Source organism: Pseudomonas sp. yb_2, assembly GCF_043103905.1.
Lineage (GTDB): Bacteria > Pseudomonadota > Gammaproteobacteria > Pseudomonadales > Pseudomonadaceae > Aquipseudomonas > Aquipseudomonas alloputida.
Genome location: NZ_JBICKH010000064.1, coordinates 71,327 through 91,624, shown reverse-complemented (window position 1 = coordinate 91,624; position 20,298 = coordinate 71,327). Strand labels below are relative to the sequence as shown.

The window sequence follows — 20,298 nt, the reverse complement described above, 5'->3', positions numbered from 1 at the left end:
GATTTGATATGAGCCTGAATCCAAGAGACGTGGTGATTGTCGACTTCGGTCGCACGCCAATGGGCCGCTCCAAGGGTGGCATGCACCGCAACACCCGCGCCGAAGACATGTCGGCGCACCTGATCAGCAAGCTGCTGGAACGCAACGGCAAGGTCGACCCGAAAGAAGTCGAGGACGTGATCTGGGGCTGCGTCAACCAGACCCTGGAGCAGGGCTGGAACATCGCCCGCATGGCTTCGCTGATGACCCCGATCCCGCACACCTCTGCGGCGCAGACCGTCAGCCGCCTGTGCGGCTCGTCCATGAGCGCGCTGCACACGGCCGCCCAGGCGATCATGACCGGTAACGGTGATGTGTTCGTGGTCGGTGGCGTGGAGCACATGGGCCACGTCAGCATGATGCATGGCGTAGACCCCAACCCGCACCTGTCCTTGCATGCCGCCAAGGCTTCCGGGATGATGGGCCTGACTGCAGAAATGCTCGGCAAGATGCACGGCATCACCCGTGAGCAGCAGGACCTGTTCGGCTTGCGTTCGCACCAGCTGGCCCACAAGGCCACGGTCGAAGGCAAGTTCAAGGACGAGATCATCCCGATGCAGGGCTACGACGAGAACGGCTTCCTGAAGGTGTTCGATTTCGACGAAACCATTCGCCCGGAAACCACCCTCGAAGGCCTGGCATCGCTCAAGCCTGCGTTCAACCCGAAAGGCGGTACGGTCACGGCCGGTACCTCGTCGCAGATCACCGACGGCGCCTCGTGCATGATCGTCATGTCCGGTCAGCGTGCCATGGACCTCGGTATCCAGCCATTGGCGGTGATCCGTTCGATGGCAGTGGCCGGTGTCGACCCGGCAATCATGGGCTACGGCCCGGTGCCATCGACCCAGAAAGCCCTCAAGCGTGCGGGCTTGACCATGGCCGATATCGACTTCATCGAGCTCAACGAAGCCTTCGCTGCACAGGCCCTGCCCGTGCTGAAAGACTTGAAAGTGCTCGACAAGATGGATGAGAAGGTTAACCTGCACGGCGGCGCCATTGCTTTGGGCCACCCGTTCGGTTGCTCCGGGGCGCGGATTTCCGGCACCCTGCTCAACGTCATGAAGCAAAATGGCGGTACGCTGGGTGTTGCGACCATGTGCGTCGGCCTGGGCCAAGGTATCACCACTGTCTTCGAACGCGTCTGATCGCGTAGCGGGACAGCAGCCGGGGCCTAGTGCCCCGGTTTTGTTTTTTCAGGTTTTATTCAGGAGGTGTGCAACATGCAGATACAACCAGGCGTATACCGGCATTACAAAGGGCCTGAGTACCGTGTCTTCAGTGTTGCGCGGCACTCCGAAACCGAAGAGTGGATGGTGTTCTACCAATGCCTGTATGGTGATTACAGCTTCTGGGTGCGTCCCCTTTCGATGTTCCAGGAGTCCGTCGAATTTGACGGCGAGCAGGTGCCACGCTTTGCTTTGGTCAAGGCCGAAGAGGGGCTGCCCGGGTTGCTGGGCAAGTCGCACGCGTGATCGTCCGAGCTTGACCTCACACTTTTGCCACTATATATAGCGGTGCCGCGTCTGGCACTTGGCGCGTTTTTTATCTTCAGATTCAGGAATACTCCGATCCATGGGCAAATCGCTGGTCATTGTGGAATCCCCGGCCAAGGCCAAGACCATCAACAAGTACCTGGGCAACCAGTACGTGGTGAAGTCGAGTATCGGCCATATCCGAGACCTCCCCACCAGCGGTTCGGCCAGCGCGAGCAAAGAGCCGGCCGCCAAGCGTGGCAAGGCTGCGGGTGAGGCGCCGGCGCTTTCGCCGAAAGAGAAGGCCCGCCGCCAGCTGGTGGCACGCATGGGCGTCGACCCCGACCATGGCTGGAAGGCCAAGTACGAGATCCTGCCTGGCAAGGAAAAGGTGATCGAAGAGCTGCGCCGCCTGGCCAAGGATGCCGACACCATCTATCTCGCAACCGACTTGGACCGCGAAGGGGAAGCCATTGCCTGGCACCTGCGCGAGGCCATCGGGGGTGACGACACCCGCTACAAGCGCGTGGTGTTCAACGAAATTACCAAGAAGGCCATTCAGGAAGCCTTCTCGCAGCCAGGCGAGCTGGACATCGACCGGGTCAATGCCCAGCAGGCGCGGCGTTTCCTCGACCGCGTGGTCGGTTACATGGTTTCGCCACTGCTGTGGGCCAAGATTGCCCGTGGTCTGTCCGCTGGCCGTGTACAGTCGGTGGCGGTGAAGCTGGTGGTTGAGCGAGAGCGTGAGATCCGCGCCTTCATCCCGGAAGAGTACTGGGAGATCCACGCCGACCTCGGCACCGCCAAGAACGCCAAGGTGCGTTTCGAGGTGGCGCGCGAGAAGGGCGAGGCCTTCAAGCCGCTGAACGAAGCTCAGGCCATGGCTGCACTGGAAAAGCTCAAGGCTTCCAGTTACAGCGTGGTCAAGCGCGAAGACCGTCCGACCAGCAGCAAGCCATCGGCACCGTTCATTACGTCCACCTTGCAGCAAGCGGCCAGTAACCGCCTGGGCTTCGGTGTGAAGAAAACCATGATGATGGCCCAGCGCTTGTACGAAGCCGGTTACATCACCTACATGCGTACCGACTCGACCAACCTGTCGGCTGACGCCCTGGATATGGCACGCAGCTACATCGAACGGGAGTTCGGCAAGCAGTACCTGCCGGAGGCGCCACTGGTTTACGGCAGCAAGGAGGGTGCCCAGGAGGCGCACGAAGCGATTCGGCCTTCTGATGTGAATACCCACCCGACCAAGCTCAGCGGCATGGAGCGTGACGCCGAGCGCCTGTACGAGCTGATCTGGCGCCAGTTCCTGGCGTGCCAGATGCCGCCAGCGCAGTACCTGTCCACCAGCGTTACCGTCGCTGCCGGCGATTTCGAGCTGCGCGCCAAGGGCCGCATCCTCAAGTTCGACGGTTACACCCGTGTGCTGCCGCAGCAGAGCAAGCCGGGCGAAGACGACGTGCTGCCAGAGATGGTGCAGGGTGAAGCACTCAAGCTGATCCAGATCGACCCGAGCCAGCACTTTACCAAGCCACCTGCACGCTTTACCGAAGCCAGCCTGGTCAAGGAAATGGAAAAGCGCGGTATTGGCCGCCCCTCGACCTACGCGGCGATCATTTCCACCATCCAGGACCGTGGCTATGTGACGCTGCACAACCGTCGCTTCTACTCCGAGAAGATGGGCGACATCGTCACCGAGCGTTTGTCGGAGAGCTTCTCCAACCTGATGGACTACGGCTTTACCGCCGACATGGAAGAGAACCTCGACGACGTCGCCCAGGGCGAGCGTGACTGGAAGAACGTGCTCGACGAGTTCTACGGCGATTTCAGCAAAAAGCTGCAGACTGCCGAGTCCAGCGAAGACGGCATGCGTGCCAACCAGCCGACCATGACCAACATTCCGTGCAAGGAATGTGGTCGGCCGATGATGATTCGCACCGCTTCTACGGGTGTGTTCCTGGGTTGCTCTGGCTACAGCCTGCCGCCGAAAGAGCGCTGCAAGGCTACCGTCAACCTGGTGCCGGGCGACGAGATTGCCGCTGACGACGAGGGCGAGTCGGAATCGCGCGTGTTGCTGGGCAAGCACCGTTGCCCGATCTGCGCCACGGCGATGGACGCCTACCTGCTGGACGAGAAACACAAGCTGCACATCTGCGGTAACAACCCGGATTGTGTCGGTTACGAGATCGAAGAAGGCAACTACCGCATCAAGGGTTACGAAGGGCCGAGCCTGGAGTGCGACAAGTGCGGTAGCGAGATGCAATTGAAGACCGGCCGTTTCGGCAAGTTCTTCGGCTGCACCAACCCGGCGTGCAAGAACACCCGCAAGCTGCTCAAGAGCGGCGAGGCGGCGCCACCGAAGATGGACAAGGTGGACATGCCGGAGCTCAAGTGCGAGAAGGTCGACGATACCTACGTGCTGCGCGACGGTGCTTCCGGGTTGTTCCTGGCTGCCAGCCAGTTCCCCAAGAACCGCGAAACCCGTGCGCCGCTGGTGCTGGAGATTGTGCCGCACAAGCATGAGATCGACCCGAAGTACCACTTCCTGTGCGATGCGCCGCAGAAAGACCCGGATGGCCGCCCGGCGGTGATCCGCTACAGCCGCAAGACCAAGGAGCAGTATGTGCAGTCCGAGGTCGATGGCAAGCCGACCGGCTGGAAGGCGTTCTACGACGGCAATGCCTGGAAGGTTGAAGATAAGCGCTGATCCATTGGTGCTGTGATTTGGGGCCGCTTTGCGGCCCCAATCATTTATGATGCAGATATCCGCCTTGTAGCCTTATGGGAGGGCACTGAAATGGCCCAGGAACTCTACACCCGTACCAACCAGAAACTGTTCTTCGCCGGCCTCGCCCTCGAGTCCATGGCCAAGGCTGAACAAAGTCAGGCCATGAATGCCCAAGGTTTGGTCCAGGCTGAGCGCGAGTCGGCGCTGTTCCACCTGTATGGCGCTCTGTTGGGCCTGTGCCATGAAATCGGGGGCTTCTACCGCCTGCCGGTCGTCGCAACGGTGGAGCAAGCACTGGCCGACGATGCCCTGAACGGTATCGCCATCCCGGAAGTGGCCGAGTTGCTGGAGCTGGCCCGCCAGCGGGAAACCTGGCTGGCGCAAATGCTCGGTGCTTATGCCGATTTGTTCCGACCACCGGTCGCCAGAAAAGCGCCGAAAACCGACGTTACCCAGCCCCTGATTCAAGCTGTCAATCTTGATGAGCCTGAGCATCCAGCGCTGTCGCGTGCCGAGCTGGAAAGCTGGCGCAATGACCTTAAAAGTTTGGTGAGACGTTTCCGCGACGCGTTGAGTGAGTGCTGATAGACGCAACGGCTGGTACAATAATCGCCTTTCGCGGAGAACTGCCATTTATGTCTACGTCTTTTCTGGAAATTGTCGAGTTGCCTGATGGCCGCATCGAACTTCGTCGCGCCGAGGATGAGGGCTCTCTGGTAACCCTGGATTTCTCGGAAGACGCCAAGGTGTTCCTGCAGGGTCAGCATGTGGAAGTGGCCAAGGCCATGCTCAGTGTGGGCGTGCAGATGGCCGGTCGCCTGATGGATGGCGAGCTCGAGCGTGATGAAGGGCCGCGTGTGCTGCACTGAGTGTGCAGCAGCGTATCAGGCTATTTGAAGTGACAGGCAAAGCCTGAACATCAGCCGAGGCGGATGTTCAGGCTTTGTGCATTTCCGGCACTGGCTGCACGTAGCAGTTGTTGGCGTGCAGCGGCATTGACGTTGCCCAGCCAGCTCACCACGGTGTGGCTGAGGCCCAGGTGCAAAGCCTCACAGGCCAGTTGCAGCGCGCTTTGATTGCTGCGGGGTTGCAGCAGCAGAATACGTTCACGGTTGAGCCCGGCATCGCGCAGCCAGGCCTGGGTCAGGCTTGGCGGTGGGGCGATCAGGGTCAGCCAGCGGGCCTCGTCCTCTTCGCTCAGTTCGCGCAGCACGGGGGCCAGCAGGCTTTGGCAGTGGCCAGGGGCGCCGCGCAGCGACAGTTCGCTGAACAGCTCGGGCTGGCTGCTCTTGCGCGCCGGTTCCCTGGCTTTCAGGCCTGGCAGCACGGGCTGGGCGAGGAATGCTTCGAACAGGGGCAACTGGGCTTGCTCGGGTGCGTGAATGAACTGCTGCATGACGCCTCCTGGATCAGCGGCGAATGACGCCGACGCTCAAGCCCTCGATCACCAGCTCCTGTTCTTTCAGGTCGACTTCGATGGGGGCGAATTCGGGGTTTTCGGCAAGCAGCCAGACTTTGCTGCCTTCGCGCTTGAAGCGCTTGACGGTGACTTCGTCACCGATGCGCGCCACAACGATCTGGCCGTTGCGGGCTTCACGGCAGGTGTGCACCGCCAGCAGGTCGCCGTCGAAGATGCCGACGTCCTTCATGCTCATGCCGTGTACGCGCAGCAAATAGTCGGCTTGGGGGTGGAAGAAGGCAGGGTTGATGTTGCAGGATTGCTCGATGTGCTGTTCGGCAAGAATCGGCGCACCGGCAGCGACCCGGCCGATGATGGGCAGGCCGGCTTCTTCGGCCTTGGCTTCCAGGCCAGGGATGCGGATGCCGCGGGAAGCGCCCGGCGTCATTTCGATCGCGCCCTTGCGGGCAAGGGCCTTGAGGTGCTCCTCGGCGGCATTGGGCGACTTGAAGCCCAGCTCCTGAGCAATCTCGGCGCGGGTAGGCGGGAAGCCGTTGTCTTCCAGGCAGCGCTTGATGAACGCGAGAATTTCGGCTTGGCGTGGCGTCAGTTTCAACATGGTAAGCGCTCTGTCTTTTTGTACAGTGACTGGAATTATATACAGTACTGGGTGCGCTGCAAGCCAAAAGGCGCAATAAACAGAAGAGGTGGCGCTTGCAGTGGGCCGGCTGGGGCTTTTAAATGGCGACCGCCCAGTCACCGAGCCTTGACAGAAGCAGGGCTGAAACGTATGTTTCAAACACCTGTTTGTCTGACGGAGTAGTCGGAGTAGTCATGGCCCAATCGGAAACCGTTGAACGCATTCTCGACGCTGCCGAGCAGCTGTTCGCGGAAAGGGGGTTCGCCGAAACCTCGTTGCGGCTGATTACCAGCAAGGCCGGGGTCAACCTGGCGGCAGTCAACTATCATTTCGGCTCCAAGAAGGCGCTGATCCAGGCCGTTTTCTCGCGTTTCCTTGGCCCATTCTGCGCCAGTCTGGAGCGTGAGCTGGAGCGCCGCCAGGCCAAGCCGGAGCACAAGCCGAGCCTCGAAGAACTGCTGGAAATGCTCGTAGAGCAGGCGCTGGCCGTGCAGCCGCGCAGCAACAACGACCTGTCGATCTTCATGCGCCTGCTGGGCCTGGCGTTCAGCCAGAGCCAGGGTCACCTGCGGCGCTATCTGGAAGACATGTACGGCAAGGTGTTCCGCCGCTACATGCTGCTGGTGAACGAGGCTGCGCCACGCATTCCGCCACTGGAACTGTTCTGGCGTGTGCACTTCATGCTGGGTGCCGCGGCCTTCAGCATGTCCGGTATCAAGGCCCTGCGGGCGATTGCCGAGACCGACTTCGGCATCAACACCTCGATCGAGCAGGTGATGCGCCTGATGGTGCCGTTCCTGGCGGCAGGCATGCGCGCTGACAGCGGTGTAACCGACGAGGCGATGGCCACTGCGCAGCTGCGCCCGCGCACAAAGACCGGTTCGGCTACCGCCAAGGCCTGAAGGCTGGGCGTGGCGGGGCGCTTCCGCTAAGCTAGCGCCCATGACCGATTTCGATCTACTTCGCATCTCCCTTGCTGACCAGTGCCTGTATGGCTTCGCCTGTGGCCAACGGCGCGTGTCTGCCGGTGTCTGCTGCCCCTCGGTGGGCCTCTCTCTGTCTTCAATGAAGGATTACCCATGACTGTCAGCCTGCAAGGCTCCCTGATGGTGGATATCGCCGGTAAATGGCTGACCGCCGAAGACCGTCAACTGCTTCGCCAGCCGGAAGTGGCTGGCCTGATCATCTTCGCCCGCAATATCGACAACCCGCGCCAGGTTCGCGAACTGTGCGCGTCCATCCGCGCCATTCGCCCCGATCTGATCCTGGCAGTGGACCAGGAAGGCGGGCGCGTACAGCGTCTGCGCCAGGGCTTTGTGCGCCTGCCGGCCATGCGTGCGCTGGCCGATAACGACAATGCCGAGTATCTGGCTGAGCAGTGCGGCTGGCTGATGGCGACCGAGGTGCTGGCGGTTGGCCTGGACCTCAGCTTCGCTCCGGTGCTCGACCTGGACCACCAGCGTAGCGCCGTGGTGGGCAGCCGCGCGTTCGAGGGTGACCCGCTGCTTGCAACGCGCCTGGCCGGCGCGTTCATCCGTGGCATGAATGCGGCGGGTATGGCCGCCTGTGGCAAGCATTTCCCGGGGCATGGCTGGGCCGAAGCCGATTCGCACGTGGCCATCCCCACTGATGAACGCAGCCTGGAACAACTGCGCCAGTCCGACCTGGTGCCGTTTACCCGCCTGAGTGGGCAACTGGCGGCAGTGATGCCGGCGCATGTCATCTACCCGCAGGTTGACAACCAGCCCGCTGGCTTCTCGCGGCGTTGGTTGCAGGACATCCTGCGTGGCGAGCTGGGCTTTGATGGGGTGATTTTCAGTGATGACCTGTCGATGGCCGGTGCGCATGTGGTGGGCGACGCGGCCAGCCGTATCGAGGCGGCGCTGAGCGCCGGTTGTGATATGGGCCTGGTGTGCAATGACCGGGCGGCGGCGGAGCTGGCGCTGAGTGCGGCGCAGCGCATGAAGGTCAAGCCATCGCCGCGGATTGCGCGGATGCGTGGGCAAGGGTTTGCGCGAACCGATTATCGCCAGCAGCCGCGCTGGCTGGAGGCGTTGGGGGCGTTGAAGGAAGCTCAGCTGGTCGATTGACTGCGCTGGCCTGTTCGTTCCCACAAGTCGGGTTTACCTGCGAATACGGTAGCGGCGGAACGGTGAACGGCGGGTGGAGATTGGTCGGCAGGGCCGGCCCTTTCGCGGGTAAACCCGCTCCTACGCTCTATCCCCCTTTGGCCTACCGCCCGCGCTTCCCGGGCAATGGCGCGAACAGGGCCTCGATTTCTTCATCGCCAAGCCGCCATTGCCCAGCCTGCCCGCCGTCCAGCAGGCTGGCGGCCAATGCTGCCTTTTCCTGCTGCAACAACTGGATCTTCTCTTCCACCGTACCCCGGGTAATCAGCTTGAACACGAACACCGGTTTGTCCTGGCCGATGCGGTAGGCACGGTCGGTAGCCTGGTTTTCGCTCGCCGGGTTCCACCAGGGGTCGAAGTGGATCACGGTGTCCGCCGCCGTCAGGTTCAAGCCTACGCCCCCAGCCTTGAGGCTGATCAGGAACACTTCGCTTTCACCTTGCTGGAACTGCTGCACTGGCGTGCGACGGTCGCGAGTGTCGCCGGTCAGCAGGCTGTAGCGGATCTTGCGCTTCTCGAGCTCCTGCTCGATCAGCGCCAGCATCGAGGTGAACTGTGAGAACAACAACACCCGACGCCCTTCGCTGAGCAGTTCTTCGAGCATTTCCAGCAGCGCGCCCAGCTTGCCCTTGTCGGCCTGGTTGCCTTTGCTTTCTACCCCCTTGACCAGGCGAAGGTCACAGCACACCTGGCGCAGCTTGAGCAACGCATCGAGGATCACGATCTGGCTGCGTGCGGCGCCATTGCGGGCGATTTCGTCGCGGACTTTCTGGTCCATGGCCACTCGCACGGCTTCATACGTATCGCGCTGGGCATCACTGAGCTCGACCCAGTGCACCATTTCGGTCTTGGCCGGCAGCTCTGTGGCCACCTGCTCCTTGGTGCGTCGCAGCAGGAACGGCCGGATGCGGCTGGCCAGGTGGGCCATGCGCTCGCTGTCACCGTGGCGTTCGATCGGGTTGCGGTAATCGTGGTTGAAGCGCTTCAGGTCGCCCAGCCAGCCGGGCATCAGGAAGTGAAAGATCGACCACAGTTCGCCCAGGTTGTTTTCCATCGGCGTGCCGGTCAGGCACAAACGCTGCCCGGCCTGTAGCTCGCAGACGGCGAGGGCAGCCTTGCTGCTGCTGCTCTTGATGTTTTGCGCCTCGTCCAGTATCAGCACGTGCCAGGCCTGGGGGCGCAGCTGTTCGAGGTCGCGCGGCATCAGGGCGTAAGTGGTCAGGATCAGATCGTACTCATGCAGCTTGGTGAAGTGCTTGCTGCGCCCCGGCCCATGCAGTGCCAGGACGCGCAGGTCGGGGGCGAAGCGCTGGGCTTCGTCCAGCCAGTTGGGTATGAGGCTGGTCGGCATGACTGCCAGGGCCGGTGCGCTCAGGCGCCCGGACTGTTTCTCCAGCAGCAGATGGGCCAAGGCCTGCAGGGTCTTGCCCAGGCCCATGTCGTCGCCGAGGATACCGCCGGTACCCATCTCGCGCAGGGCCTGCAGCCAGTTCAGGCCTTGCTGCTGATAGGGACGCAAGCTGGCCTGCAGCCCAGTGGGCGGTTCTACCTGCAGGTCGCGGGCATCGCGCAAGCGGCGGCCCAGATCGCGTACGTGCTCGCCACCTTCCCAGTGCAGTGGCAGGCCTTCTATTTCGTTCAGGCGCGCGGCGTCGGCACGCTCCATGCGCAGGGACGGGCCTGCAGTGTCTTCGTGCAAGTAGAGCTCGCCCAGGGTGCCCATGACTGCCTTGATGCGGCCGTAGGGCAGGGCGACGCGCAAAGCCGGGGCATCGAGACGGCCGCGGTTGAGGTCGATCAGCAGATGTTCATCATCGCTGCGCCGGGCCAGTTCGCTGGGGCGTAGCAGCTCCGGGCTGCTGCGCAGCAGGTGCAACACGATCGGCAGCAGGCTGTGGCGCTGGCCATCGACCACGATGCCTAATTCCAGGTCGAACCATTCATGGCCGGGCGCTTCGTCGATGGTTGCATACCAGTCGTCCACCTCCTGCAGGTTGAAGGCGAAGTCGCGGTGAATGTCGATGTCCCAACCGGCTTCGCGCAGGCGCGGCAGGCCCTCACGGGCAAAGCGCAGCCAGGCTTCGTCGTCAGGCAACTGGTACATTTCGCCGGCGCTGTCGGGTAGGGCCTTGCTCTGCCGTGTAGCGGGTTTGAAGCCGAAATCGCGCAGCATCTGGCGCAGCGTCTGCTCGGCTTGAGGCTGGCGGCGAATGCGCTGGCTGGTGCTGCCTGCCAGGCGGGTCAGCGGCTTTTCGTCGGTGCCGCTGGCCTGCAAGCCGTCATAATCGAACGCCAATGCGGCGCGGTGTTGCATCTGCCGTTGCATGCGACCGGTTTTCGGCATGTAGGCGGTGTATTCAAGGCTGCCGAGAGCAAGAAGGGGCTTTGGCTGGATGTTATCGAGCAACTGCTCCTGCACTTGCGTCGGGGTCGGCACCTTATGGCTGAGGGCATTGAGCTTGTGGCTCAGGGGTACGACCAGGTGTTCCGGCACGTCGGGTGCAATAGTCAGCTGTACGGCGACGTGGGGATCCAGGCTGTGCTCGACCTTGCCCACTTCACGGGTCGGCAGGTCCAGGTAGTAAAGCGGCAGCAGCGGGATGACGCAGCGCAGCATCGCTTCGCCGCTGTACCACCGCCCCCGGTAATTTCCGTTGTCCAGGCGTACCCAGCGAAACTCGGCGTGGCGCACCGGGCCTTCATGAAGCAGGGGGAGGTCGGTGTCGAAGAACATCCGCCCGGTTTCGAGGGCGCGCTGGAACAGCTCGCCACCTTCATGGCCCTTCAGTCGGTAGCCGCGATCCTGGCCGCCGCCCTGATTCAAGGCCGAGAGCAGGCGCAGAATGCGGATGTCTTCGTCTGTTACGAAGCGCGGTGGCTCGTAGAGGAAATCGTAAAGGGACTGGACGCGGCTGAAGCGGATGCCGTCCTCCGTCCGCGTGCCCTTGCGCACAAGCAGGGCGCAGCCGGCATCGTCGGTAAGCTGCAGCTGATAGCACACCATGCGCCCACGCTTGTCTTCGGTGGCGTCGGCTTTGGGCGGGGCCTGCTCCAGGCCGCTCAACCAGTGCTGCAATTCGGCAGACAAGGCGCCTGGGTTGGCTTGCGTTGCCTCCCTACGGGAAAAGCGGTCGCTCACGCAGAAAAGGACAGCGGCGCAATGCTTGCAATTGTGCCGAACCGGGCAATCGCAGTCACCGCGCACATGGCAGCGGCCGCCCGCTACGTGCAACTCGATGCGTTGCCGGTAGTGGTTGTTGCCGCTCCCTTGGCAACTGGCCGTTATGGTTGGCCCATGAATGCCTTCCAGTTCGGCCCTGCCTTCCTCGGCATAGCGCTCACCGCGCTGCAGGGCAGCTTTGCTGAACGATTGAATCCAGTTCGGATAGGCGTTCACCATTTCGGCGGCATCGTCCTTCATGGGCTTACTGCTCCATCATCTCCGGGTCCATCACCGGCATTTTCGGCGTGCCTGGTGGGGTCACCTTCAGCAGCACCGCCAGGTGCCCGCCGTCGAGAAAGGTCAGCTGGCCGCCCTTGACGTTGCTGTTGCTCTGCCTGAACTGCTCGCTTTGCAGCACGCTGCCGTTGCCATCCAGCTGGTTGACCCAGAAGTTGGCCTCGACGGTGATGAAGCGGCCTTCAGCGATGCTCAGGTTGCCTTCGATCGGGAAGTGCCCGAACTGTTCGGTGCCTTCGCCCAGAGCGATGCGGCTGGGTTCGCTGCCCACCTGCTGTTGCCAGGCCTTGTGCATCAGCACCGTGTAGTCGGCGGTGGCTTCCAGGCGGGTGGCTTCATCTTCCAGTGCTGGGGGGCGCTCGGCATCTTTCGCCAGGCGTGGGGCGCCAGCGCTCCAGTCTTCGGGGGCGAACGGGCTGGTGAAGGCGGGCACGCTGTTCTGCCGCACCAGAATCATTTCTACCTGATACAGGCCTTCGGCGAAGGCAGCTGGGGCGAACAGCGCCAGCAGCAGGGTCAGGCAACGGATGGCACGCATGAGTCTTCCTTAGGCAGGCTGTGGGGTCAGGCGCTCGAACAGCGCCTCCAGGGTATTGAAACGTTCGTCGGGGCGTTCCATCGGTACCAGGAAGCGGAACTGGGTGGCCCCTTCGAACTTGTAACGTTTGGGCTGACCCTGGATCAGCTTGATCAGGGTCAGTGGGTCGACCGGTGTTTCGGCTTCGAACTCAAGCTTGCCACCGTTGGGCCCTGCATCGACTTTCTTGATGCCGAGCTTTTCCGCGTGCAGCTTGAGTGACGTCAGGCGCATCAGGTTCTTGGTCGGCTCTGGCAACAAGCCGAAGCGGTCGATCATCTCGACCTGCAAGTCCTTGAGGCCTTCTTCGTCGGCAGCCGAGGCAATGCGTTTGTACAGGATCAGGCGCGCATGCACGTCAGGCAGGTAGTCCTCGGGGATCAGTGCCGGCAGGCGCAGGTTGATCTCCGGGCCGCCACCCAGGGGTTGCTCAAGGTTCGGCTGGGTGCCTTTACGGATTGCCTTGACCGCACGTTCGAGCATTTCCATGTACAGGGTGAAGCCTACCGCCTGGATCTGCCCGCTCTGGCCTTCGCCCAGCAGCTCGCCGGCACCGCGGATTTCCAGGTCGTTGGTGGCCAGCACAAAGCCTGCGCCAAGGTCTTGCGTGTTGGCGATCGCCTCCAGACGTTTTTCGGCGTCGGCGCTCACCTTCTGACGGGCAGGTGTGAGCAGGTAGGCGTAGGCCTGGTGGTGACTACGGCCAACCCGGCCACGCAGCTGGTGCAGCTGGGCCAGGCCGAACTTGTCGGCGCGCTCGATGACGATGGTGTTGGCGCTGGGCACGTCGATACCGGTTTCGATAATGGTCGAGGCCACCAGAACGTTGAAACGCTTGTGGTAGAAATCGCTCATCACCTGTTCCAGCTCGCGTTCGCGCATTTGCCCGTGGCCGATGCCGATGCGTGCCTCGGGCACCAGCTCGGCAAGGTCGGCGGCGCATTTTTCGATGGTTTTCACATCGTTGTGCAGGTAGTACACCTGGCCACCGCGCAACAGTTCGCGCAGCAGCGCCTCCTTGACCGTGCTCTTGTTCTGTTCCATGACGAAGGTGCGCACCGACAGGCGGCGTGCTGGCGGCGTGGCGATGATCGACAGGTCGCGCATGCCCGCCACCGCCATGTTCAGCGTGCGCGGAATCGGCGTGGCGGTCAGGGTGAGGATATCGACCTCGCTGCGCAGCGCCTTCAGCTGTTCTTTCTGGCGCACGCCAAAGCGGTGCTCTTCATCGATGATGGCCAGGCCCAGGTCCTTGAAGCGCACGTCGTCCTGCAGCAGCTTGTGGGTGCCGATAAGGATGTCGATCTTGCCTTCGGCAAGGTCCGCGGCGGCGGCGGCCACTTCTTTGGCCGACTTGAAGCGGCTCATCACTTCCACGGTCACGGGCCAGTCGGCAAAGCGGTCGCGGAAGCTGTTGTAATGCTGCTGGGCAAGCAGGGTGGTGGGCACCAGCACGGCCACCTGGCGGCCACTGTGCACGGCGATGAACGCCGCGCGCATGGCCACTTCGGTCTTGCCGAAGCCCACGTCGCCACAGACCAGGCGGTCCATTGGCTTGGGTGCCAGCATGTCGGCGCGCACGGCCTCGATGGCGGCCTGCTGGTCCGGGGTCTCCTCGAACGGGAAGCCGGCGCTGAAGGTGGCGTAGTCAGCCGACGGGTCGGCAAACGCGTAGCCCTTGCGCGCGGCGCGGCGAGCATAGATGTCGAGCAGTTCGGCGGCCACGTCGCGGACCTGTTCGGCGGCCTTGCGCTTGGCTTTCTGCCAGGCCTCCGAACCCAGCCGGTGCAGCGGTGCCAGGGCGTCGTCGCTGCCGGTGTAGCGGGCGATCAGGTGCAGGTTGGCCACCGGCACATACAGCTTGGCGTTCTCGGCGTATTCCAGCGTCAGGAATTCGGCGGCCTGGCCGTCGATTTCCAGCGTGGCCAGGCCCAGGTAGCGGCCGACGCCATGGTCGATGTGCACCACCGGCGCACCTTCGCGCAGCTCGGTGAGGTTCTTGATGACCGCGTCGTTGGCGGTTTCGCCGCGCTTGTCACGGCGCCGGCGCTGCATCACCCGCTGGCCGAACAGTGGGCTTTCGGCAATCAGCGCCAGCCCTGGATCGTCCAGCAGCAGGCCGTCGTCCAGCGGGGCGATGGTGATCGCCAGGCGCTCGGCACCGGTAATGAAGTCGTCCCAGCCTTCGACGGTATGCGGGCGCAGCTTCAGCCGTTCGAGCAGCTCCAGCAGCACTTCCCGGCGGCCCGCTGATTCGGCAGTGAAGAGCACGCGGCCGGGGAACTGGTCGAGGAAGTTGGCCAGCTCGGCCAGCGGCTGGTTGGCCTTGGCCTCGATGGCCAGGTTGGGCAGGGCGCGCGCCGGGAAGCGCTCGCGGCCCACGCCAGGCTCCAGCTCTTCGCTGCTGACCACCACCCGGGGCCACTGCTTGAGCCGGGCGAAGCAATCTTCCACCGGCAGGAACAGCTCGGCCGGCGGCAACAGCGGCCGGCTGAGGTCGCCGCGGCGGTCTTCATAACGCCCGCGCACGTCGTTCCAGAAGTGCTCGGCGGCCTGTTCCACACCGGGTAGCGAGAACACCTGGGTGTCGGTCGGCAGGTAGTCGAACAGGGTCGAGGTTTCTTCGAAGAACAGTGGCAGGTAGTACTCGATACCGGCGGGGATGATGCCGCTGGCCAGGTCCTGGAAGATTGCACTGCGGCGGAAGTCGACGTCGAAGCGCTCGCGAAAGCGTGCCTTGAAGCGGGTCACTTCTTCCTTCTGCATCGGGAATTCGCGTGCTGGCAGCAGGCGCACCGAATCCACCTTGTCGATCGAGCGCTGGGTCTCGGGGTCGAAGGTGCGCAGCGTCTCGATCTCGTTATCGAACAGGTCGATGCGGTAGGGCAGTTTGCTGCCCATCGGGAACAGGTCGATCAGCGCGCCGCGCACGGCGAACTCGCCATGCTCGTAGACGGTGTCGACACAACGATAACCGCTGGCCTCCAGGCGCAGGCGCATCTGTTCCACGTCGATGGTCTGGCCCACATCCAGCACCAGGCTGCTGCCCAGCAGAAAACGCGTGGGTGCCAGGCGGTGCAGGGCGGTGGTGATCGGCACCACGAGGATGCCGTGGCTCAGCTCCGGCAGACGGTACAGGCTGGCGATGCGCTGGGAGATGATGTCCTGGTGCGGCGAGAACAGGTCGTAGGGCAGGGTTTCCCAATCGGGGAACGGCAGCACGGGCAGGTCTGGGGCAAAGAAGCGCAGCTCCTGCTCCAGACGGTCGGCGGCCTGGCTGTCGGCCGTCAGCAGCAGGGTGAAGCGGCCAGCGCTGCTGGCGGCTTCGGCGATGGCAAGGCTGAGGGCGGCACCGGGCAGGTTGCCCCAGGTTTGTTTGCCGGCCGTGGCCGACATTTGCGGTAGGCGCAGAACTGACACGGGAGATTGCACTCCAAGCGTTGCGGCAAAGAGACCGATTGTACCGGTGACAGTGCCGGCTGTCAGGCTCGAAAGGGCATGAACACTGGCTTGCGTCACTGCGACAGGCACTCATTGCCGGTTCCGCGTTGGGGCGTCATAATGTAGCCCCTTTTTTCTGTCCCTACATGTGGAAGGTTCCCGTGACTCAGAAGCCCGACCAGTGTCTTGGTGAGTGGATTGATCGTGAAGCCCTGGCTGAAGCGATGATCCCGCTTATCGGTCAGCTCTACCGCAATAACAATGTGGTGAGCTCGATTTATGGCCGCAGCCTGATCAACCGTTCGGTTATCTCGATTCTCAAGGCGCACCGCTTTGCGCGCCACCGCCAAACCGACGAAACCGAACTGTCCGTCCACGAGACATTCCCCCTGCTCAAGGCCATGAGCGAGCTGAAACTGGGCGCCGCATCGGTCGACCTGGGCAAGCTGGCCAACAAGTTCAAGCAGGAAGGCAATGGCCGCACTGCCGAGCAGTTCGTCCGTGAAGAGCTGGCCGACGTGGTCGGTCAGCAGAACGCTTCGGCGCGCAAAGGCACCGACGTTGTCCTGTACGGCTTCGGTCGCATCGGCCGCCTGCTGGCGCGCATCCTGATCGAGAAGACCGGTGGTGGTGACGGCCTGCGTCTGCGTGCCATCGTCGTGCGCAAAGGCGCCGAAAACGACCTGGTCAAGCGTGCCAGCCTGCTGCGCCGTGACTCGGTGCATGGTCCGTTCGATGGCACCATCACCATCGACGAAGCCAACAACACCATCACTGCCAACGGCAACCTGATCCAGGTTATCTATGCCAAGAGCCCGAGCGAAGTCGACTACACCCAGTACGGCATCGACAATGCGCTCATCGTCGACAACACCGGCGTATGGCGTGACGCCGACGGCCTGGGCCAGCACCTGGCCTGCCCGGGTGCTGCCCGCGTGATCCTCACCGCACCTGGCAAGGGCGCGCTGAAGAACATCGTGCACGGTATCAACCACGGTGATATCACTGCCGATGACAAGATCATCTCGGCGGCCTCCTGCACCACCAACGCCATCGTGCCGGTGCTCAAGGCCATCAACGACCAGTACGGCATCGTCAACGGCCACGTCGAAACCGTTCACTCGTTCACCAACGACCAGAACCTGATCGACAACTTCCACAAGGGCAGCCGCCGTGGCCGTGCCGCGCCGCTGAACATGGTCATCACCGAAACCGGCGCCGCCACCGCTGCTGCCAAGGCACTGCCAGTGCTGAAGGGCAAGCTGACCGGCAACGCCATTCGTGTCCCGACGCCGAACGTTTCGATGGCCATCCTGAACCTGAACCTGGAAAAGGCCACCACCCGCGACGAGATCAACGAGTACCTGCGCCAGACCGCCATGCACTCGGAGCTGCACAAGCAGATCGACTACGTGGCTTCCCAGGAAGTGGTTTCGACCGACTTCGTCGGCTCGCGCCACGCCGGTGTGGTTGACGCAGAAGCGACCATCGCCAACGACAACCGCGTTGTTCTGTACGTCTGGTACGACAACGAATTCGGTTATAGCTGCCAGGTGGTTCGTGTGATGGAAGACATGGCTGGTGTGAACCCGCCAGCGTTTCCACGCTGATTCGCTTGTAAGGCAATGAAAAAACGGGAACCTTCGGGTTCCCGTTTTTTTTATTCTGAATGTGTGTTGTCAGTGCCGGCCCTTTCGCGGGTAAACCCGCTCCTACAGGATTATCGCTGCCCCTGTAGGGGCTGGTTTACCCGCGAAGAGGCCAGCACCGGCAACCGAGAAACCCTACTGTGCGCACAGCCCTACTGTTCATTCTGCTGCTACTCACCGCCTGCAACCAAGGCCCCACCCTGGAGCGCCTGGGTGGTCCGACCATGGGCAGCAGCTACAGCATCCAGTACGTCCGCGAGCCTGGTGGCCCGCTGCCGGCCCAGGTGCAGATGGCGGTGGAAACCATCCTGCATGACATCGACCACCACTACTCGACCTACCGCGGCGATTCCATCGTAAGCCAGTTCAACCGCTTGCCTGCGGGCCAGTGCCTGGCTCTGCCGCCTGACATGCTCGCGTTGGTCAGCCTGGGTCAGCACCTTGCCGAGCAAAGCGATGGCGCTTTCGATCTCACCGTAGAGCCATTGCTCGACTTGTGGGGCTTCGGCCCTCAGGCCCGTCACGAGCAAGTGCCCGAACCACAGGCACTGGCCCAGGTGCGCCAGCGTGTGGGTTACCAGCACTTGCGCGTCAAAGGTCGAGCCCTGTGCAAGGATGCCCCGGTGCAGCTCGACTTCAACAGCATCGTCGCCGGTCATGCTGTCGACTTGATCGCTGCGCGCCTGCAGGCCATGGGTGTCAGCAGTTTTGTCGCCGAGGCCACTGGCGAGCTGAAGGCGGTTGGTCGCAAGCCTGACGGCAGCCCTTGGCGTATTGCCCTGGAACTGCCCCGCGAAGACCGTCAGATCGCCCGCCAGATCATCCCGGTCAATAGCCTTTCAGTATCAACCTCGGGTGACTATCGGCACTATTTCGAGCAGAATGGCCGGCGCTATTCGCACACCTTCGATGCCCGCCTCGGGCGCCCGGTCGAACATGACCTGGCTGCCGTTACGGTGCTGGACGCCTCAGCACTGCTGGCCGATGGCTATTCGACGCTGCTGCTCATCCTGGGCCCACAGCGAGGCTGGGATTTTGCCGTGGCGCATGATCTGGCTGCGGTTTTGGTGACTCGAGCAGAGGGAGGCTTCGTCTCCCGAGCTACGCCCGCGTTCGAACGGGCAGTGAAAGGCCAGTGAAAGCACAAGCAGGGATGATTGCCGCCAGGGAATGGGTGAAGCATATGTAGTGCGGGCAAAATTGGCCTACGACGCGACCAAGGGTTAATGTGCGCGGCGTTCAGGGTTGATTAGACTGCACCCGAATTTTCTCATGGCGCCCCGGCGGCATGATCGTGCCCCGCGAGCGACCGTGGCTTGCGGGCCAGTTCTGAAGGAGTACGCATGGCTGTCTACAACTACGACGTAGTGGTGCTGGGTTCCGGCCCGGCCGGTGAAGGCGCGGCAATGAACGCCGCCAAAGCAGGGCGCAAGGTAGCGATGGTCGATGACCGTCGCCAGGTCGGTGGCAACTGCACCCACTTGGGTACCATTCCGTCCAAGGCACTGCGTCACTCGGTGCGGCAGATCATGCAGTTCAATACCAACCCGATGTTTCGTGCCATCGGCGAGCCGCGCTGGTTCTCGTTCCCGGACGTGCTGAAAAGCGCCGAGAAGGTCATCGCCAAGCAGGTCGCATCGCGCACCGGCTACTATGCCCGTAACCGCGTCGACGTGTTCGTCGGCACCGGCAGCTTTGCCGACGAGCAAACCGTGGAAGTGGTGTGCCCGAATGGCGTGGTCGAGAAGCTCAACGCCAAGCACATCATCATCGCGACCGGCTCGCGCCCCTACCGCCCGGCCGACATCGACTTCCACCACCCGCGCGTGTACGACAGCGACACCATCCTCAGCCTCAGCCATACCCCGCGCAAGCTGATCGTGTACGGTGCCGGCGTGATCGGTTGCGAATACGCTTCGATCTTCAGTGGCCTGGGCGTATTGGTCGAGCTGGTCGACAACCGTGGCCAGCTGCTGAGCTTCCTCGATTCGGAAATTTCCCAGGCGCTGAGCTACCACTTCAGCAACAACAACATCACCGTGCGCCACAACGAAGAGTACGAGCGCGTCGAAGGCCTGGACAACGGGGTGATCCTGCACCTCAAGTCGGGCAAGAAGATCAAGGCCGACGCCTTGCTGTGGTGCAACGGCCGTACCGGCAACACTGACAAGCTGGGCCTGGAAAACATCGGCATCAAGGTGAACAGCCGTGGTCAGATCGAGGTCGACGAGGCCTACCGTACCACCGTGCCGAACATCTACGGTGCCGGCGACGTGATCGGCTGGCCAAGCCTGGCCAGTGCTGCCCATGACCAGGGCCGGTCGGCCGCTGGCAGCATTGTCGATAACGGCAGCTGGCGCTTCGTCAACGACGTGCCGACGGGTATCTACACCATTCCCGAGATCAGCTCGATCGGCAAGAACGAGCAGGAGCTGACCCAGGCCAAGGTGCCGTACGAAGTGGGCAAGGCCTTCTTCAAGAGCATGGCGCGTGCGCAGATCGCCGGCGAGCCGCAGGGCATGCTGAAGATCCTGTTCCACCGCGAAACCCTGGAAATCCTCGGCGTGCATTGCTTCGGCTACCAGGCTTCGGAAATCGTCCACATTGGCCAGGCGATCATGAACCAGCCAGGTGAGCAGAACAACCTGAAGTACTTCGTCAACACCACGTTCAACTACCCGACCATGGCCGAAGCCTATCGGGTAGCTGCCTATGACGGCCTGAACCGGCTTTTTTGAGCGGCTCCGACCGGTGGCCTGAG

The 20,298-nt window shown here is 62.6% G+C and carries 15 protein-coding genes; 10 read left to right on the top strand and 5 right to left on the bottom strand.

Annotation, left to right across the window (positions count from 1 at the left end):
- Positions 1-8 precede the first annotated feature (8 nt).
- The 5 genes from fadA (at position 9) to ACF8FB_RS15430 (ending at position 5,111) form a co-directional block, all read left to right on the top strand.
- Positions 9-1,184, top strand: a complete 1,176-nt coding sequence (gene fadA / locus ACF8FB_RS15450) for an acetyl-CoA C-acyltransferase FadA (protein WP_010953128.1) — start codon at positions 9-11, stop codon at positions 1,182-1,184.
- Between the two features lie 75 nt (positions 1,185-1,259).
- A complete protein-coding gene (locus tag ACF8FB_RS15445) occupies positions 1,260-1,511 on the top strand; it encodes a DUF1653 domain-containing protein (RefSeq protein WP_003248769.1) in 252 nt (83 codons plus the stop codon).
- A gap of 100 nt (positions 1,512-1,611) precedes the next feature.
- Entirely contained in the window at positions 1,612-4,221 is a 2,610-nt protein-coding gene (gene topA / locus ACF8FB_RS15440; RefSeq protein ID WP_003248770.1) for a type I DNA topoisomerase, read from the top strand.
- Between the two features lie 90 nt (positions 4,222-4,311).
- The gene (locus ACF8FB_RS15435) at positions 4,312-4,827 is read left to right on the top strand and encodes a DUF6586 family protein (RefSeq protein ID WP_003248773.1); all 516 of its coding nucleotides are present in this window, start codon (positions 4,312-4,314) and stop codon (positions 4,825-4,827) included.
- 50 nt (positions 4,828-4,877) lie between these two features.
- The gene (locus ACF8FB_RS15430; protein ID WP_003248777.1) at positions 4,878-5,111 is read left to right on the top strand and encodes a hypothetical protein; all 234 of its coding nucleotides are present in this window, start codon (positions 4,878-4,880) and stop codon (positions 5,109-5,111) included.
- A 50-nt stretch (positions 5,112-5,161) separates the two neighbouring features.
- On the opposite strand, the gene sulA is transcribed toward ACF8FB_RS15430, so the two are convergent.
- Together sulA and lexA are read right to left on the bottom strand one after the other, a co-directional pair.
- Entirely contained in the window at positions 5,162-5,638 is a 477-nt protein-coding gene (gene sulA, locus ACF8FB_RS15425) for an SOS-induced cell division inhibitor SulA (RefSeq protein WP_010953130.1), read from the bottom strand.
- 13 nt (positions 5,639-5,651) lie between these two features.
- Positions 5,652-6,260 (bottom strand): transcriptional repressor LexA, encoded by a 609-nt coding sequence (gene lexA / locus ACF8FB_RS15420; protein WP_010953131.1) that lies wholly within the window; start codon positions 6,258-6,260, stop codon positions 5,652-5,654.
- A gap of 215 nt (positions 6,261-6,475) precedes the next feature.
- On the opposite strand from lexA, the gene ACF8FB_RS15415 reads away from it, so the two are divergent.
- Positions 6,476-7,183 (top strand): TetR/AcrR family transcriptional regulator, encoded by a 708-nt coding sequence (locus ACF8FB_RS15415; RefSeq protein WP_010953132.1) that lies wholly within the window; start codon positions 6,476-6,478, stop codon positions 7,181-7,183.
- 189 nt (positions 7,184-7,372) lie between these two features.
- Positions 7,373-8,371, top strand: a complete 999-nt coding sequence (nagZ, locus tag ACF8FB_RS15410) for a beta-N-acetylhexosaminidase (protein WP_172835038.1) — start codon at positions 7,373-7,375, stop codon at positions 8,369-8,371.
- A 142-nt stretch (positions 8,372-8,513) separates the two neighbouring features.
- On the opposite strand, the gene ACF8FB_RS15405 is transcribed toward nagZ, so the two are convergent.
- The 3 genes from ACF8FB_RS15405 to mfd are packed head-to-tail and all read right to left on the bottom strand — an operon-like array spanning position 8,514 to position 15,867.
- Positions 8,514-11,831, bottom strand: coding sequence for an SNF2-related protein (locus ACF8FB_RS15405; RefSeq protein ID WP_392510915.1), 3,318 nt, complete (start codon positions 11,829-11,831; stop codon positions 8,514-8,516).
- Between the two features lie 4 nt (positions 11,832-11,835).
- Complete coding sequence (locus ACF8FB_RS15400) at positions 11,836-12,408, bottom strand: peptidoglycan binding protein CsiV (protein ID WP_010953135.1); 573 nt, start codon at positions 12,406-12,408, stop codon at positions 11,836-11,838.
- 9 nt (positions 12,409-12,417) lie between these two features.
- Positions 12,418-15,867, bottom strand: coding sequence for a transcription-repair coupling factor (gene mfd / locus ACF8FB_RS15395; RefSeq protein ID WP_392510913.1), 3,450 nt, complete (start codon positions 15,865-15,867; stop codon positions 12,418-12,420).
- A gap of 167 nt (positions 15,868-16,034) precedes the next feature.
- Between mfd and ACF8FB_RS15390 the strand changes: the two genes are divergently transcribed.
- The 3 genes from ACF8FB_RS15390 to sthA all read left to right on the top strand — a co-directional run bounded on the left by ACF8FB_RS15390 (position 16,035) and on the right by sthA (position 20,275).
- Positions 16,035-17,498 (top strand): glyceraldehyde-3-phosphate dehydrogenase, encoded by a 1,464-nt coding sequence (locus ACF8FB_RS15390; RefSeq protein ID WP_010953137.1) that lies wholly within the window; start codon positions 16,035-16,037, stop codon positions 17,496-17,498.
- Between the two features lie 179 nt (positions 17,499-17,677).
- Positions 17,678-18,676: an FAD:protein FMN transferase gene (locus tag ACF8FB_RS15385; RefSeq protein WP_010953138.1), complete on the top strand. Its 999-nt coding sequence runs from the start codon at positions 17,678-17,680 to the stop codon at positions 18,674-18,676.
- A 204-nt stretch (positions 18,677-18,880) separates the two neighbouring features.
- Positions 18,881-20,275: a Si-specific NAD(P)(+) transhydrogenase gene (sthA, locus tag ACF8FB_RS15380; protein WP_010953139.1), complete on the top strand. Its 1,395-nt coding sequence runs from the start codon at positions 18,881-18,883 to the stop codon at positions 20,273-20,275.
- The last annotated feature ends 23 nt before the right edge of the window (positions 20,276-20,298 follow it).

Excerpts from the sequence above, each read along its gene's own strand:
- fadA (WP_010953128.1), top strand. The coding sequence starts at position 9 with ATGAGCCTGAATCCAAGAGACGTGGTGATTGTCGACTTCGGTCGCACG.
- ACF8FB_RS15445 (WP_003248769.1), top strand. The coding sequence starts at position 1,260 with ATGCAGATACAACCAGGCGTATACCGGCATTACAAAGGGCCTGAGTAC.
- topA (WP_003248770.1), top strand. The coding sequence starts at position 1,612 with ATGGGCAAATCGCTGGTCATTGTGGAATCCCCGGCCAAGGCCAAGACC.
- ACF8FB_RS15435 (WP_003248773.1), top strand. The coding sequence starts at position 4,312 with ATGGCCCAGGAACTCTACACCCGTACCAACCAGAAACTGTTCTTCGCC.
- ACF8FB_RS15430 (WP_003248777.1), top strand. The coding sequence starts at position 4,878 with ATGTCTACGTCTTTTCTGGAAATTGTCGAGTTGCCTGATGGCCGCATC.
- sulA (WP_010953130.1), bottom strand. The coding sequence starts at position 5,638 with ATGCAGCAGTTCATTCACGCACCCGAGCAAGCCCAGTTGCCCCTGTTC.
- lexA (WP_010953131.1), bottom strand. The coding sequence starts at position 6,260 with ATGTTGAAACTGACGCCACGCCAAGCCGAAATTCTCGCGTTCATCAAG.
- ACF8FB_RS15415 (WP_010953132.1), top strand. The coding sequence starts at position 6,476 with ATGGCCCAATCGGAAACCGTTGAACGCATTCTCGACGCTGCCGAGCAG.
- ACF8FB_RS15405 (WP_392510915.1), bottom strand. The coding sequence starts at position 11,831 with ATGAAGGACGATGCCGCCGAAATGGTGAACGCCTATCCGAACTGGATT.
- ACF8FB_RS15400 (WP_010953135.1), bottom strand. The coding sequence starts at position 12,408 with ATGCGTGCCATCCGTTGCCTGACCCTGCTGCTGGCGCTGTTCGCCCCA.
- ACF8FB_RS15390 (WP_010953137.1), top strand. The coding sequence starts at position 16,035 with ATGTGGAAGGTTCCCGTGACTCAGAAGCCCGACCAGTGTCTTGGTGAG.
- sthA (WP_010953139.1), top strand. The coding sequence starts at position 18,881 with ATGGCTGTCTACAACTACGACGTAGTGGTGCTGGGTTCCGGCCCGGCC.